Source organism: Rhizobium sp. 01L410 (assembly GCF_056400165.1).
In genome coordinates this window covers 89925-103500 of record NZ_JBFTST010000017.1, presented here as the reverse complement: position 1 = coordinate 103500, position 13576 = coordinate 89925, and the positions used below count along the sequence as shown (strand labels likewise).

The 13576-nt window shown below is 57.8% G+C and carries 15 protein-coding genes and 1 pseudogene; 7 read left to right on the top strand and 9 right to left on the bottom strand.

Annotation, left to right across the window (positions count from 1 at the left end; translation table 11 throughout):
• Positions 1–8: 8 nt before the first annotated feature.
• From AC1DV9_RS27425 to AC1DV9_RS27400, 6 genes and pseudogenes are all read right to left on the bottom strand, one after another.
• On the bottom strand, positions 9–227 hold the full coding sequence (locus AC1DV9_RS27425; protein WP_477950911.1) for a hypothetical protein: 219 nt from the start codon (positions 225–227) through the stop codon (positions 9–11).
• Positions 228–529: 302 nt separating this feature from the next.
• The gene (locus tag AC1DV9_RS27420; protein WP_477950909.1) at positions 530–2389 is read right to left on the bottom strand and encodes a glycoside hydrolase family 15 protein; all 1860 of its coding nucleotides are present in this window, start codon (positions 2387–2389) and stop codon (positions 530–532) included.
• Positions 2390–2425: 36 nt separating this feature from the next.
• A complete protein-coding gene (locus tag AC1DV9_RS27415) occupies positions 2426–2893 on the bottom strand; it encodes a CBS domain-containing protein (RefSeq protein ID WP_442208351.1) in 468 nt (155 codons plus the stop codon).
• A 109-nt stretch (positions 2894–3002) separates the two neighbouring features.
• A complete protein-coding gene (locus tag AC1DV9_RS27410) occupies positions 3003–3509 on the bottom strand; it encodes a cytochrome b (RefSeq protein ID WP_112386538.1) in 507 nt (168 codons plus the stop codon).
• Positions 3510–3562: 53 nt separating this feature from the next.
• Positions 3563–3979 carry a sulfocyanin-like copper-binding protein gene (locus AC1DV9_RS27405; protein WP_477950937.1) on the bottom strand — a complete coding sequence of 139 codons (417 nt, stop codon included), beginning with the start codon at positions 3977–3979 and terminating at the stop codon, positions 3563–3565.
• 76 nt (positions 3980–4055) lie between these two features.
• Positions 4056–4232: pseudogene (locus AC1DV9_RS27400) on the bottom strand (phosphoketolase family protein); the annotation flags it as partial.
• Positions 4233–4389: 157 nt separating this feature from the next.
• Between AC1DV9_RS27400 and AC1DV9_RS27395 the strand changes: the two are divergent.
• Entirely contained in the window at positions 4390–7677 is a 3288-nt protein-coding gene (locus AC1DV9_RS27395; RefSeq protein WP_477950907.1) for a DEAD/DEAH box helicase, read from the top strand.
• Positions 7678–7832: 155 nt separating this feature from the next.
• Here the strand turns inward: AC1DV9_RS27395 and AC1DV9_RS27390 are convergent, their stop codons facing one another.
• On the bottom strand, positions 7833–8600 hold the full coding sequence (locus AC1DV9_RS27390; protein ID WP_442208268.1) for an SDR family NAD(P)-dependent oxidoreductase: 768 nt from the start codon (positions 8598–8600) through the stop codon (positions 7833–7835).
• 211 nt (positions 8601–8811) lie between these two features.
• Here AC1DV9_RS27390 and AC1DV9_RS27385 point away from each other — a divergent pair, with 211 nt between their 5' ends.
• The gene (locus AC1DV9_RS27385) at positions 8812–9033 is read left to right on the top strand and encodes a hypothetical protein (RefSeq protein ID WP_477950905.1); all 222 of its coding nucleotides are present in this window, start codon (positions 8812–8814) and stop codon (positions 9031–9033) included.
• A 402-nt stretch (positions 9034–9435) separates the two neighbouring features.
• Positions 9436–9669, top strand: coding sequence for a hypothetical protein (locus AC1DV9_RS27380; protein ID WP_477950903.1), 234 nt, complete (start codon positions 9436–9438; stop codon positions 9667–9669).
• 30 nt (positions 9670–9699) lie between these two features.
• On the opposite strand, the gene AC1DV9_RS27375 is transcribed toward AC1DV9_RS27380, so the two are convergent.
• Together AC1DV9_RS27375 and AC1DV9_RS27370 are read right to left on the bottom strand one after the other, a co-directional pair.
• On the bottom strand, positions 9700–10008 hold the full coding sequence (locus tag AC1DV9_RS27375) for a hypothetical protein (protein WP_477950901.1): 309 nt from the start codon (positions 10006–10008) through the stop codon (positions 9700–9702).
• Positions 10009–10626: 618 nt separating this feature from the next.
• On the bottom strand, positions 10627–11604 hold the full coding sequence (locus tag AC1DV9_RS27370; protein ID WP_477950899.1) for a 3'-5' exonuclease: 978 nt from the start codon (positions 11602–11604) through the stop codon (positions 10627–10629).
• A 284-nt stretch (positions 11605–11888) separates the two neighbouring features.
• Here AC1DV9_RS27370 and AC1DV9_RS27365 point away from each other — a divergent pair, with 284 nt between their 5' ends.
• The 4 genes from AC1DV9_RS27365 to AC1DV9_RS27350 all read left to right on the top strand — a co-directional run bounded on the left by AC1DV9_RS27365 (position 11889) and on the right by AC1DV9_RS27350 (position 13531).
• Positions 11889–12248: a hypothetical protein gene (locus AC1DV9_RS27365; RefSeq protein ID WP_442208263.1), complete on the top strand. Its 360-nt coding sequence runs from the start codon at positions 11889–11891 to the stop codon at positions 12246–12248.
• A complete protein-coding gene (locus AC1DV9_RS27360) occupies positions 12248–12460 on the top strand; it encodes a hypothetical protein (RefSeq protein WP_112386546.1) in 213 nt (70 codons plus the stop codon). Before AC1DV9_RS27365 ends, AC1DV9_RS27360 begins: the two co-directional genes overlap by 1 nt.
• A gap of 1 nt (position 12461) precedes the next feature.
• Positions 12462–12776 carry a hypothetical protein gene (locus AC1DV9_RS27355; RefSeq protein WP_442208261.1) on the top strand — a complete coding sequence of 105 codons (315 nt, stop codon included), beginning with the start codon at positions 12462–12464 and terminating at the stop codon, positions 12774–12776.
• A gap of 320 nt (positions 12777–13096) precedes the next feature.
• The gene (locus tag AC1DV9_RS27350) at positions 13097–13531 is read left to right on the top strand and encodes a hypothetical protein (RefSeq protein WP_477950896.1); all 435 of its coding nucleotides are present in this window, start codon (positions 13097–13099) and stop codon (positions 13529–13531) included.
• Positions 13532–13576 lie beyond the last annotated feature (45 nt).

Here is a 13576-nt window from a genome sequence, read left to right as displayed (position 1 = left end):
GCCTGCCCTTAAGGCAGCGCGCCGGGCCATTCGTTCGAAGGTTCCTCGGCCTCCACACCCGGCCTGTCTTCGGCCGGGTCTGGATCGCGGTCGTATGCCTTCTGGAGGCTTCCGATTTCATCGACGATCGCGTCATAGACGTCGGACTGCTTGGCACCCTTCATGACTAGAGAGTCGACCAAGTCTTCGAGCTGGTCACGTAAACCGTCTTTCCAGTCGCCGCTCATTTGCGATCCTCGGGCTGCAGTCTAACGCCCGTGCAGAGCATCCCACATGTCGAGTAGCGAGTGGAACTTCTTGAGATCGGCGCCCCGCCATCGTCCGGTTCCGGATCCGGAAGCGGCTCTTCGGTCCGGAGGATTGTCGAGCGGGGGCACTTTCGGTGGCGGCGCGACTGGCTCGAATGGGACTGACATTTGGCATTCCTCCTCGTTTTATGAGAACGCGGAGGATGAAGGCAAGTTCCGGCGGCGATCGAGCCCGACCATCACCTGTGCTCAGTCAAAGCAAAATGCACCAGAGGCCTATTTTACGGACGCCATTCTTGGCTGTTTCGATCATCAAGCTCCCGGTCGAGATAGAATGCAGCGCTGATCAAGGCCAAATGGGTAAAGGCTTGCGGGAAATTGCCGGCTAGTCGCGCCTGGGCGTCGAACTCCTCGGCGTAAAGTCCGAGATGGTTGGCGTAGTTCAAGGCCGCTTCGAAAACCCTGCGAGCTTTCTGACTCTTCCCTGCCCGAGCCAGGCACTCGGCATACCAGAACGAGCAGGCGGAGAAGGCGCCCTCTTCCCCGTCGAGGCCGTCGTCGCTTCTGTACCGCTGAACGACGCCGTCGTCAGCCAACTGTGCGCCAACAGCCTCCAGCGTTGAAAGCCACCGCGGATCGGTTGCGCTAACGAACCTCACAAGCGGCATCAGGAGAAGCGAGGCGTCGAGCATTTCGCCGCCCTTGGTCTGGACAAAGTGACCCCTGTCTTTATTCCAGAAGTTGGTCCAGATATCGTTATAGATATCGTTCCTCACGTCTTGCCACTTGACGAAAGGCGCGGCTAGCGATCGTTTCGTCGCCAGACGGATTCCGCGGTCGACCGCCACCCAGCACATGAGCCGCGAATGAAGGAATTCCTGGGGCTCTCGGCGCATCTCCCAGATCCCAGCATCAGGATCCTGCCAGTGGTCGCAGACGTACTCGATCACCTCGCGGACGCCCTCCCAGTGATCGTGAGAGATCGCATGCCCATATTTGTTGCTCAAATAAATTGAATCGAGGAGCTCGCCGTATATGTCGAGCTGGGACTGCTCGGACGCCTTGTTGCCAACGCGCACAGGTGTGGCGCCGCCATATCCTCGTAGATGATCGAGGTTGATCTCGTCTGGTACCTCTCCACCATCTACCGCGTACATGATCTTCAGGCGGCCGCCAGCGTCGCATGCGGCTGCACGCTGCCCGATCCAGTTGTTAAATGCCATCGCCTCCTGTCGATAGCCAAGCCTCATCAGCGCGTAGACCGTGAAGGATGCGTCTCTGATCCAAGTGGCACGGTAATCCCAATTGCGGCTGCCGCCCGGCGCCTCAGGCAAACCGAACGTTGCCGCAGCGATCACTGAACCGTGTTTGCGCGACGTCATGAGCTTCAACGTTAGCGCGGAACGGTTGACCATTTCGCGCCACCGCCCGCGGTAGGTCGACTGCCTTGCCCAGTCCTGCCAAAAGGCGACGGTCTGGTCCTCCATCTTTTGAGGTGTCTCATCGAACTCGTCGTCGCCGTCGTCGAGTATGAAATCGACGACCTCGCCCGCGCGGAGCGTGATCTGCGCGGTGACGGCGCCGTCGATCTCGCCGAGTGGTGCGCCCGCCACCAGCCGCACCACCTCGCCATTGGGATGTCGCCAGATGGCTGTGACGCCATCAAGCTGCGGGGATATTCGTTTGGAGGCGTAATCGAATCTCGGGGAGCAGGTCGCGCGGATCGTCATCGTGCCTCGGGTCGCTCTGAACCGTCGGACCAGCATGCTGGACCCATCGCTACGCCGGTTCTTCACATACATGAAGTCCGTAAGCTCTCCGCTGGCCTCGTCCGCCATCCATCGTGTCAGCAAGACGTTCGTGTCCGGAAGGTATTGTTGGGTTACGCGGGCATTGGGAAGGTCCGGTGCGATCTGAAACATTCCGCCGCGCTCCGGATCGAGCAATGCAGCGAATATCGACGGGCTGTCGAAGTCAGGCCAACACAGGAAGTCGATCGTACCGTCTGTCGCGACGAGCGCGATCGTCGCAAGATCGCCGATGACGCCGTGGCTCTCTATTGTTCGCGGAATATTCGCCACGGCGCGCGCCGTGACATCCGCGTCCATCGCACTCCCCGTCACCTCGATTTTGTTATCCATCGCGTCCTCTTTCTCGTCTGTGATGCACCGTGCCCGCTACTTGGCGATCTGGCGCACCTGACATAAACGACAAGGAAGAGCATGCTGAAGGCCGCTATAGGGAGTGCCGGCCCTTGTACAATCGGTGCTTCTATTGGGTAATCCGCGCAATCGGGGTGCAGGCGCCGACATCCGCGACCGTCGTGCGAACCGACCACGAACGGCGGATTCCATTCTGAACGTGAGCGTGGCGCTGATGACGGGTGACGACATGACATCCTTGACGCGCCAGCTCCTGGCTTTGAGATAGTCCGCAAGCGCGTCCGCCCGGTCACGCGTGTGTGGGACGGAACGTCTTGTCCAGGAAGATGCCACGCGCCGGATCAGGTCGCTCTCGGTCACGATTCCGGTCAGCCGTCCCTCTGCGTCAACGACGGGCACGGCCCCTATCTTATTGGCGTTGACGATCTCGATCGCTTGTCTGACGTTGTGCCCCTCGTCTATTGTCGTGACGGGGGACGTCATTATGTCTTTGGCCAGCATGACCTTACCTCCTGGTCTGTGGAGGCGATTGAAGCTTATATTTCGACAGGACGCTTTGATCGGGATCAATCGGGGCCCTTCTGCAGCAAGCTCATCCGACCGTCATTCGCCTCAAGACGTTCGTCTTCCAATAGAATTGATGAGCAAGCGCGCCAAGGATATGGGCGGCGATGACGATCCAGAGTATAACTTTCAGCACCTCGGCGTGTACCTCTCCCGTGCGGTCGTAACCGAAGTAGAACGCTGCCATCCCGCTGATCGGCAATGCGAAAAGAAGCAGGTAAAGCGTCGCGTGGGCGCCTTTGGCTGCAAAGGTCAGGACGTAAGGTTCCTCGGCGGGCGCGGAAGGCGTTCCCTGAATGAAGCGCAGCACGAGGCGGATACTGATCAGCAACAGTATCGAAATTCCGACATACGCATGGAGATCGGCGCCTGCCAATTGCGCATCAGTTGCCGAACCGGTGTGTTCGATCGCCCGCTGCCACTCGCTCATGCCGTCAGGCAAAAGCAGATTGTAGAAGACGAGCAGCGCCGACAGCCAATGAAGGATGCGTTGCGGCAAGGAGTACGCCGTCGGGTTTTGTGTCAATTTCTTCATCGTCGTCTCCCTGCCACTGATTCTGCTTATACTTATCTTTGACGGGGAAGCCCCTATTTCGTGACGGTCAACATCGCATGCATGCCGGCCTCATAGTGGCCCTTGATATTGCACAGAAGGAGATAGGAGCCAGCAGTGAGGTTCGCCTTCAACTGCCCGTCAGCGCCAGGCTTGAGCTCGGAGACCTCCCCCATGCTCTTCAACTGCTTTTCATCGACGCGATGTTTGCCGGCGACAACGTGGACGGTCGCGTCGGGGGACTTCAATTTGACCAAAATCATCTCGTGTTCCTCCGTCACCGCATCATTATGTACCATGAACACGGTATCGCCGGCCTTGATGGTTGGCTGATCAACTGACAGAGTCATCGGACCACCTCCCTCAACGACCCTGACTGTGGTCGCTGCCAAAGCTGGGGTGACAGCGCCGGCCAGTGCGAAAGCTACCAGAACTCCTCGTATAATCTTCACGTCAGTCGCCTCTCGGTGGTTGAACCAGACCCGCCTAGCCAGTGAATCTGACGCCTTCCTGAACGTCATTGCTTAATCACCGACCCGCGGTACCTGCCCCACGCCAACGCCAGTTCAGTATCTCCGGCATGTCCTCCCCATGGTCTCGCACATATGCGCGGTGCCCGGCGAGTTTTTCATGCAGAAAGGCGACGGCTTGAGGGTGTTTCTCGGCTAGACCAGGAACTCGCGCGATGGCTTCAAGCGCCAAATTACCTTGCTAAGTATCTGGAAAGATTGGTTGCGGGGGCAGGATTTGAACCTGCGGTCGTCAGGTTATGAGCAAAGAGATCCGCTCTAATGGAACACCCTGATCGAGAAGCCGTTTCTCCAAGCTGGTAAAGTCGCCAGCGAGAGAATGGCAGGTTCCTGTGAGCGTCGTTGAGTCCAGAGATGAAGATGCCTCTACGCTCCCTGATCCGGCCGATCACGCCCAAGTCTGCAACCCTCCGCCGGGTGTCGTAGCGACTAGGCTGGCTGCAGCTTTACAAAGCTTCGAGCTCCCCCTGTGCTATGTGGCACTAAGCGAAGGCGCGGCTGCCAGAATTGCTGAGGCACTCAGTGCGCTGGTTCCTGAGATCGAGGTGATCGTTTTTCCGCCTTGGGACTGCCTGCCCTATGACCGGGTGCCACCATCGGCACATTGTATGGGCCTGCGAATGGATGCTCTACGGATTTGGAGCACGCGGAGCGGCGGGCCGCGGCTGTTTTTGACCTCGTTGGACGCAACACTCCAACGTATTCCGCCAGCGACCGTCATCTCGAAAAGCCATATCGAGCTTGTAGTGGGAAAGCCGTTTGATCGTGACGCGTTTTCCGACTTCGTCCAGCGGGCCAACTATCAGGAAGAAGGTGTCGCGGACGACCCCGGCGAGCTGGCGGTTAGAGAAGGCGTCATCGACATCTACCCTGCCGGCGCGCCCGGTCCACTGCGCATCGTCCTGTCGGAGGATGAGAAGGTCGAGGAACTCAGAGGTTTTGACCGCTTAACGCAGCGGACAGAAAGCTATCTCGACCAAGTGACGTTCGGTCCGGCATCCGAAGCCATTTATTATGATGGCTTTACAGAACACCATGCTCCGGCTCTGGAGACGATGGAACAACTGCTGCTGCGCCTTTATCAAGACATGCCAACCGTGTTTGACGTACTCGGCGATGCCACTTTCCTTCAGGCTCCCGGCGCAACCGAACGTGTGGAACGCCACCTGGAGATTATCGAAGATGCTCGCCAGTCCCGCGAGGCGTTCGACGATAAGGAGCACCCCTCCTCCCGTTCTCTCTATCTGGATAGGGATGAGTGGGAACGGCTCTCCACCAACGTTTTCACAAACGTGCTTGATCTCGGAAAGGGACATAAGGTTCCAAAAGAAATATCACGCGCAGACCAGCGCAAAGCCTTGGTCGAATATGCGCAAGGTCATCTGCACAACGGGCTGAAGGTTTTGATTGCTGGGCAGGGCAAAACGGCCGAAGCGATTGGTCGGCGCTTGGCAAAATCAGCCGGGGAAGTGCCAAGGTCCGTCGACACATGGGAGGCGGTCTTGGAGGCACAGCCTGGCACACTCTTAAGCTTGGCCTGCGACTTAGAGCAAGGTTTTGTCGACGTCGGGCAGAATGTCGTCGTCATTGCCGCAACCGATAGAGCGGGTGGGATAGCGAATTCGAGTGCCGTTCTGGCGGCAGCAGAGCTTCGAATAGGCGACGTTGTCGTTCACGAAGACCATGGCATCGGCGTCCTGAAAAATTTGGAAAACATCACCGTGGACGACGTCTCTCGGGACGCGGCTCGCTTGGAATATCGCGATGGCGGCTCTCTCCTCGTGCCGATGGAGGAGTTTGGAAAATTATGGCGTTACGGCGCCGAGCCCGAAGCAATCACACTCGATCGCCTCCGCACGGACGTCTGGCAGAGGAGACGCGACGAAATCCAGGCAGACATTCAGTCTACCGCGCGTCATTTTATGACGGTTGCGAAACAGAGGCAGGCTGCGCAAGCAGAAAGATTTGCGCCACCGCGTCTCGAATTTTCTGCCTTCGCCCGTCGTTTTCCATTTTCCGAAACTCCTGATCAGGCCGACGCCATCCAGGCTGTCCTCTCCGATCTCGCCTCCGGACAAGCCATGAACCGTCTCGTTTGCGGAGATGTCGGCTTCGGCAAGACCGAAGTCGCGTTACGCGCAGCAGCAGCGGTCGCACTTTGCGGTGGACAGGTGGCTGTCATTGCACCAACCACAGTGCTCGCTCGACAACACTTTGACACCTTCAAACATCGGTTCGCGGGGACCGGCATCGCGGTCGGCATGCTGTCTCGACTGCTCAAGCCAAGTGAGGCGAAAAAGACCAGGGCTGCACTTGCCGAGGGCGAGATCCGCATCATCATCGCGACCCAGGCGATCCTTTCGAAAGAGGTTCGTTTCGCACGTCTTTCCCTGGTGATCGTGGACGAGGAGCACCGGTTTGGCCTGAAAGAAAAGCGGGCGATGAACAGCCTCGCACCATCTCTTCACACTCTGTCCATGTCGGCCACGCCGATCCCGCGGACATTGCAATTGGCGATGGTGGGCGTTCAAGAGGTCAGCCTGCTGACCACGCCACCATCTAGGCGCAGGCCCGTCCGCACGTCAATTGCGCCGTTCGACCCGGCGTCCTTGCGGACAGGCCTGATGAGGGAATACCGGCGCCGCGGCCAGAGCTTTGTCGTAGTGCCGCGTATCGAGGACATAGAACAGGTCGAAATACTGTTGCAGAAGATCGTTCCGGGACTTTCGGTCAAGGTCGCGCACGGCAAGATGCCGGCAGCGGCTATGGATGAAGCAATAGTCGGTTTTGCGCAAGGCGATGGCGACGTCCTTCTCGCCACGAACATCATTGAAAATGGCCTCGATGTCCCGCGCGCCAACACGATGTTTATCTGGCAAGCCGATCGGTTCGGCCTCGCTCAGCTCCATCAGTTGCGCGGACGTGTCGGGCGCGGAGCGGTCCAGGGCATCGTTACTCTTTTCACCCAACAGGACGCTGAGCTGGCTGAGGAAACGCGCTTACGGCTTTCAACCTTGGTCGAAAACGACCGACTGGGCGCTGGGGTCGCAATCAGCCTCCGCGATCTCGATCTTCGCGGCGGCGGCGATATCGCTGGCGAAGATCAGGCGGGCCATATGAAAGCGATCGGTATCGAGCTCTATCAAAAGCTGCTTGCAGACGCCGTCGCAAGATTTCGCTGGCAGCCGTCAGGCGTGCAACAGCGCGCGATCGTCAACCTAGGAAACGTCGGGACAATCCCGTCGGACTATGTGTCGGATCCAGCAGTCAGACTTAACCTCTACGCCAAACTGCTGCGGGCATCCGCGGTCAGTGAATTGAACGATCTCGCAGACGAATTCGAAGATAGGTTTGGCCAACCGCCGCACGACGTACTGCTTCTCTTGAGGACGGCAAGACTGCAGCTTATCGCGGGACGGTTGGGTGTTGCCAAGCTTGAAGCCGGGCCAAAAGCGCTTGCAATGACCTTGACAGAGAAGACGTCGGCGAAGCTTGTGGCAGCGTCGACGAAAGCCGGGGCGGTTCGGCGAGAGGAGCGGCTGATATTCGACGCCTCAAGCCTGGCCGGCGAGGACCCCTCCCATTTCTTCGACCGGGTTCTATCGGCAGTAACAGGATAGGGGTTGCAAGAAACATCGAAACAGAAAGACTCAGAAGAGCGGACCGCTCTTGACGGGAGGCGAACCGGCAGCCCCGCTGTCAAGCTACTTTTGCGCGCGCGGTGGAGGCCATTCGTCCTCGCCTCTAAGCAAATATCGTGCGTAGTCAGCGCTCGTCAGCCAAGACTGACACCAGTGATCTCGGCAAGCCTCATTATCAGGCGATCTTGATAACCGACGTCGCCAACGGCGGCCGAGGGCGGTTGCAGTTGGCGATGGTACCAATATTGACCGCTCACCTTGGCCCTTGCGTCGTCGCTGACGGACAGCCATACCTGCGTGCGATGGCCGTCCTCGAGATCGCCAGGCGCGCCTGCTCCGCCCATCTTCGTCGGAACCCAGCCTGGATCAACCGCGCTGCTGACGACGCCAGGCCGATATCTCGCGACTGCTGCAGCGAGGGTTGCAACATGAAGCTTGCTCTCGGAATAAGCGGTGACTGGGCTCCATGCGCGCCTCTTCCAATCGATATCGTCCAGCGAGGTCCCGGCGTTTCTGTGCATGCCGCTGCTAAGGTAGATCAGCCGCGTAGGGCGGCCGATCAGTGCTGTCAGGATGTACGGCGCAAGTACGTTGACTGCGAGCATCGTCGGGTGGCCTTCGGAAGTCGGATTGCGGCTTGCTTGGTGATAGACGCCCGCATTGTGAATCACCGCATCAGCACCGCCGATAGCATTGACCTGATCGGCGATTGAACGGGTCTGGCCAGCGCTCGAAAGGTCACCAATGACGATGTCCGCCAAGTTTCCAGTTATTGAGGCCAATACGGCCGCGCGTTCTTTCGAGCGGGCATGCAGGATTACGCGGTGCCCGGCGTCCATCAAGGTTTCAGCTGCGGCACGCCCCAGCCCATCAGTGGATCCGGTGACAAAAATGCAACTCATACGGTTTCCATGTTTACGTCATCCCAGTCGGCCGATCGGGTGTCTGAAGCCATTGGACAGCGCTTTCGAGTTGCGATGTCAAGCAGTCGTGACATCCCAGCCAGAAGCACAACGGCAAAGCAGCAATATACGCCTGGGGATGATGCTAAGCGAGGGATACTCATTTTTGAAAATCCTGATATGATCCGGGGCAGTTGTGGGAGTAGGTGGTATGAAGAGTCTAGTACCTGAGGCTTTCTATTGGGCTCGTTCCGACAGGCACACCGACGGCAAGACGACCATCGTTCAAGTGTCCTCGGTCTTCGGCGAGGATCCGGATTATTGGACCATCGCAGTTCTGGGTTCCGACCAACATTGCATGATAAGCGACTTTGAGATCATCGCGCTTGTCGAACCGTTGGACGGTTATCCACTTCAACATGCGGCCGAATAATTCCGCTCTTGAAGGGCGGAGAAAAGGCACACAACTTCAACTCCGGTATCAGGATTGAAATGCTCAACATTACGTCGCCGGACGAGGTTCCGTCTAATTTCTGACCGTAATTGTCCGCTCCAGTGCTGCCCCCGAGCATAGCCTACCTTGGTTGGACATGACAATCTCGACGAAATCTTGTCAATGTCTTGGAACCGCAGGCCCCGCGAAGCTTCAGAAGTATGCATGATGACTGTAAAATCCGCGCGCGCTCCGTGCAGGTTGACATCGAACTTCGCCGGCGGATCAGGGAAGGCGCAAGCTCATCGGAGTGTCTAAGAACACTCTTGAAGCACAGCTGGGGATCACATCCACACATTCAAAAATTTGAGAAGGCCAAAATTGCGTTAGGTCAAGTCGCGTATGGGCAATCGCGCAGATTTTGAGAACGTCGCCCTGCCCTTTTCGGACAATGCGGCGGCCAGGATGCCGCCATCGTTTGAAGTCAATGCCATCGAACAGTTGGACGGGTGTCCTGACCGGCTGAACCTGAAAAGGGTTCTCGCGAAAATCCGCGATGAAACGGCCCATGGATCGATCATCGCGCTCGTGACGGCGCTCTCAGAAGGCCAAGTGTCGAGTGCTGAGCGCCGCTAAAATTTTTCAGATGTCGCGATACAGCGTTTGCTATTTGCCGAGCCAGTGGTACTCGGCGATCGAGGCTTTACCGGTCTTCTTGTCGTAAAGGCAGATGAGACTGACGTTCACCTTCGACTTGCCCTTGCCTGTCTGCCCTCGCATGAGCAGAGCAATCTTGCCAGCTGCATCATCGAAGACAACAGGGGCAGATGCCTCTGGTGTGTTCAGGCCCGACTGACCAATACATGTCCCGTTTACCTTGGCAAAAAGCGCGTTCCAGGCCGCATCGCTGGACGCATATGCTGCCTGTGATAGGCAAAGCGCGAAGCTTGCCGCGGCAAGCGTTAGTCTAATCATAGTAAGGTCCTTTCTGCGAATTTGACTCAGGTGTTTCCAATGCTTCGTCGCTGGTCAACGAGGCCAAACCAAGGCGGTCCCCGGACCGTCAGCGGTCGGGATGTCAGTTCGAAACTCTGTGATGCATCTGCGGCTGTTGGCGAGCCCTAACCAACGGGTCCGAGCTGAGGAGATCGGTGCGTCTGCAGGCGGGGTGTGATCCTCAATCGATCGGATCCTGCGCATGGATCAATTTTCTGGTCTCTCCACCCGAGGCACTTTCAGGGTTCTGACCGTTCTGCTGCACTCAACAACGCTGTGGACCACCCAGGCAAACGAGAATAATCCACATTGGCTGATGCGTTGAACAGCGCGATCAACTGATCGTTTCGTGTGCCGGGCCGGCAATTCCGAGCGCTCCGCGCAGGCCACTAATTTCGACAATTGCACGAGTGAGCTGCTGCCTTCTAGGTGCCGCAGTTTCTCGATCTCGTTAGCTGCCTTTGCCAATTGGGCAATGAAGCTTTCGGGCATGTGATGCCGGTCACCCTGATGCCCGGTCGCTGCCGACCTCTTCCTGGTCGTCGATCATGTGGTGCCAGTAAGCTCACCTACCTCTTCGCAATCGTCTCCCAAGCGTCAGCTTTTGAACCGTTCGAAAGCAGTCATATATCTCACTGGCGGGTCGGCTTCTTCCCATCCATAGATTTCAGCGCGTAGGTAGTTGATCTCATCCTGGACCCTGTGCTCCTCGATTTCGATCCACCAGGATTTCGGCCCGCCGTCGCTTCCATCTGACCACCGGTAGCCGCGCATCTTCAATTGATCCTTCATCTCGAAGGGACTGTGTTCGGCATAAATGCGCGCACGGTTCTGCTGGCTCGACAGATAAAGTTCCGAGAACGGCGAGCTGGCGCCATCGCCATGACCGCGATCGAGGATTTCCAGTAGCGCGAAACAGTCATCGACCGCGCGATGCGCCTCATGAAAGTAGCCAGCCTGGCCGATCAGATACCCAAGCTTGTTGCCTTCGAATCCGCGTGCTGCCCAATCGATTTCCGAAACCGAGCAGGCCCAGGCTTTGCGATCGAACACAGGTGAAAATGCTTCGAAAAACGGCCGGTCGAACCTGGCGTAGTGGGCGATGACCAGATCCGCGGGTTCGACCAGCGATCGCAATTGCTGCGGGTCGATCATATGGCCGGCCACCATTTCGTCAGTAATCCCGGTCAGCCGCGTGATTTCCGCCGGAATCGGCCTGGTCGGCTCGTGTAGCGCGGTGTAGACGCCAGTCACGTCGCCAATCGCCCCCTGCTCGTCGAAGGAAAAGGCGACAATACCGATCTCGATGATTTCGTCTTCTCGATTGTTCAATCCAGTCGTCTCTGCATCGACGAGGACGCCTCTCCGGAAAAAGCCGGGACGTGGAAACGGCACGATTGGCCTGGGCTCAAGCCTTTTGAGGACGCGATAGCGGCCGGTTGCCTCCAGCTGCCGAACAAGGCCGCCTTCGCTATCAGCGGTGACCACTTGCTTGACGCTACGCCGTCGCCGTGGGCCAAGTGCCGGTGCCTCAGCCTCATCATCATCTGTAAAGAAATCGAACTGCTGCGTCACGTGCCCGTCTCGGATTGATTTCCGGTCAGTCAGCTTTAGTCGATTCCCTTGCGCAGATCAGGTGAAAGTGCGCCTAGGGGCCAAATTCGAAATCAACTGGCGCAAAGGTGCCCAAGCAGACCATCATGACGGGTGACGAGGGAGGCGCCTGCTTTGGCTCGCCCAATAGTCCGGATTGGTCATGTTGACTCCGTAAAAAAACAGAACATAATAGGAACATATACGGCGAGTGCGGCCGCCAATCCGACAGTGAGCAATGGAGAGCGAGGATGTTTGCGCGAAGGATGAACCGTGGCAGCAACGATAATAGCGCTGATGGCTTCGACATGTATATGACGCCTGCTGAGGAGGCTTCTGGGCTCGAAATGCATCCTGAGTTGATCCGGATGGTCGGCCTGCGGGTCGCCGGCAGTGTGCGCTTTGCTGTGGCCTGCGCCTTTTGCGTTCCCGACGCCGGCCCCTTTGGCGAGATCGAAATTGCAATAGACGAAGACACAGGACAGGCTTGCGGCTTGCATCGTCTACGCAATCCCGATCGGATCGTCAAAGCGCTCTGGTTTGACTGGAGCGGGACGGTCGATGATGCCGTTGGTGGTGTCTACGATCGCATCATCGCGCATTACCGCCATCAGGAGATGCTCTGATGCCGGAGGCGACCGCTGCACCTATCCTGCTCGTCTCCGCAAGCGAAGACGTTCGCGCAGCGCTTTCATGGCACGACGGTGACGCCTTGGCAACGATCGCTACCCTGATTGAGGATTGCCGTCATCTGAGGGAGCAACTGGCGCATGCCGAAGCTTCGATGAGCGTCGGCTTTGCCCGGGGATGGACGCCCGTATATGAGCGGAGCACCTGACATGCTCGACAAGGTAGCGCCGCGCAAGGCGCTTTTTCGCGCTGCGTTTCGCGACTGGTGGGATGCACAGCTTCCGTCGTTTCGCGAGCGGACCGACTATAGCAGTGCAAGGTTGATCTTCCGCGCAGGCTATGCGTCGGGCCGCAACCGTGATCTCTCGAGATATACTTTCAAAGCGGGCCGGTTTCGTATCACGGTCTGGGCGGACGGACCTGCCGAGGCCAAGCAGAAAGCCAGAGAAGAGGCTGATTTTCGCGCCACCCGCAAAGGATGGAGTGCTCCGAAGGGCGGCTGGAACCTGGAGGAATTAAAGTGAGCGATATCGATAGACCGGTCCTGCAGCGCGCGCCTGTCCTTGTGGCACGACGCTGCCATTGCGGCGACTGGGCGGGTTTTCCCTTCGGCAAAGGTGAGAACCAGGAATGGTAGTGCTGGAAACATTATCCCTACAAGACATCTTCGCGCCTTTGAGGCCGCGAAAGTGGCAGCGATGCTTGAGCGACACGTAGCGTGATGTGTTGTATCGCCTTCAAGGCAATTGAAGCTGAAGGGACGAGCAACGATGATTGTCGTGCCCGCCGAAACATTGCTCGACGCGGCTTGGGGCAAGGACTGGGGCTCGCCAAAAAGATCGCGTTGAAGACGGCCGATGCAGATCAGGTGAAAAAACTCTCTGGGCCAGAGGCTTTACTGCTCTTTGCGGAAGCCATTCAGCTACATGAACGGGCCATGCATCCGAAAAGTAAGGTGAAAAGAATGGCAGCCGTTTCGGCTTGCTTCTCGCCATCGCGGTCCCCTTCAGATGAGTGGGGTGCCTCGACATGGCGATCCGGGTCGGCGTCCTGTCCGTCGCGATCCACAGCGCTCTGGATCGATCAGGTTTCTCGAACTTCGGCAAGCCTCTTGACTGCCGTCGTCGAGGGCGGCGGCGTTTTCGGGCAGCGCCAGATCAAGATCTGCGGCATCGACATGCGCTTCATCCCAGTCGATCAGCGCGACATTGTTTCCGAAAACGCGGATGTTGCGGCGATTGTTCGGGTTGCCGTGAACAACACATGCGTTGATCAGTGACGGAACAGATAATGGAGATTTGAGTCCCCAAAATGTCAGTTCCTA

Coding starts and splice junctions, on each gene's coding strand:
- AC1DV9_RS27355 (WP_442208261.1), top strand. CDS start 12,462: ATGCTCGACAAGGTAGCGCCGCGCAAGGCGCTTTTTCGCGCTGCGTTT.
- AC1DV9_RS27420 (WP_477950909.1), bottom strand. CDS start 2,389: ATGGATAACAAAATCGAGGTGACGGGGAGTGCGATGGACGCGGATGTC.
- AC1DV9_RS27415 (WP_442208351.1), bottom strand. CDS start 2,893: ATGACGTCCCCCGTCACGACAATAGACGAGGGGCACAACGTCAGACAA.
- AC1DV9_RS27390 (WP_442208268.1), bottom strand. CDS start 8,600: ATGAGTTGCATTTTTGTCACCGGATCCACTGATGGGCTGGGGCGTGCC.
- AC1DV9_RS27380 (WP_477950903.1), top strand. CDS start 9,436: ATGGGCAATCGCGCAGATTTTGAGAACGTCGCCCTGCCCTTTTCGGAC.
- AC1DV9_RS27425 (WP_477950911.1), bottom strand. CDS start 227: ATGAGCGGCGACTGGAAAGACGGTTTACGTGACCAGCTCGAAGACTTG.
- AC1DV9_RS27385 (WP_477950905.1), top strand. CDS start 8,812: ATGAAGAGTCTAGTACCTGAGGCTTTCTATTGGGCTCGTTCCGACAGG.
- AC1DV9_RS27365 (WP_442208263.1), top strand. CDS start 11,889: ATGAACCGTGGCAGCAACGATAATAGCGCTGATGGCTTCGACATGTAT.
- AC1DV9_RS27360 (WP_112386546.1), top strand. CDS start 12,248: ATGCCGGAGGCGACCGCTGCACCTATCCTGCTCGTCTCCGCAAGCGAA.
- AC1DV9_RS27375 (WP_477950901.1), bottom strand. CDS start 10,008: ATGATTAGACTAACGCTTGCCGCGGCAAGCTTCGCGCTTTGCCTATCA.
- AC1DV9_RS27410 (WP_112386538.1), bottom strand. CDS start 3,509: ATGAAGAAATTGACACAAAACCCGACGGCGTACTCCTTGCCGCAACGC.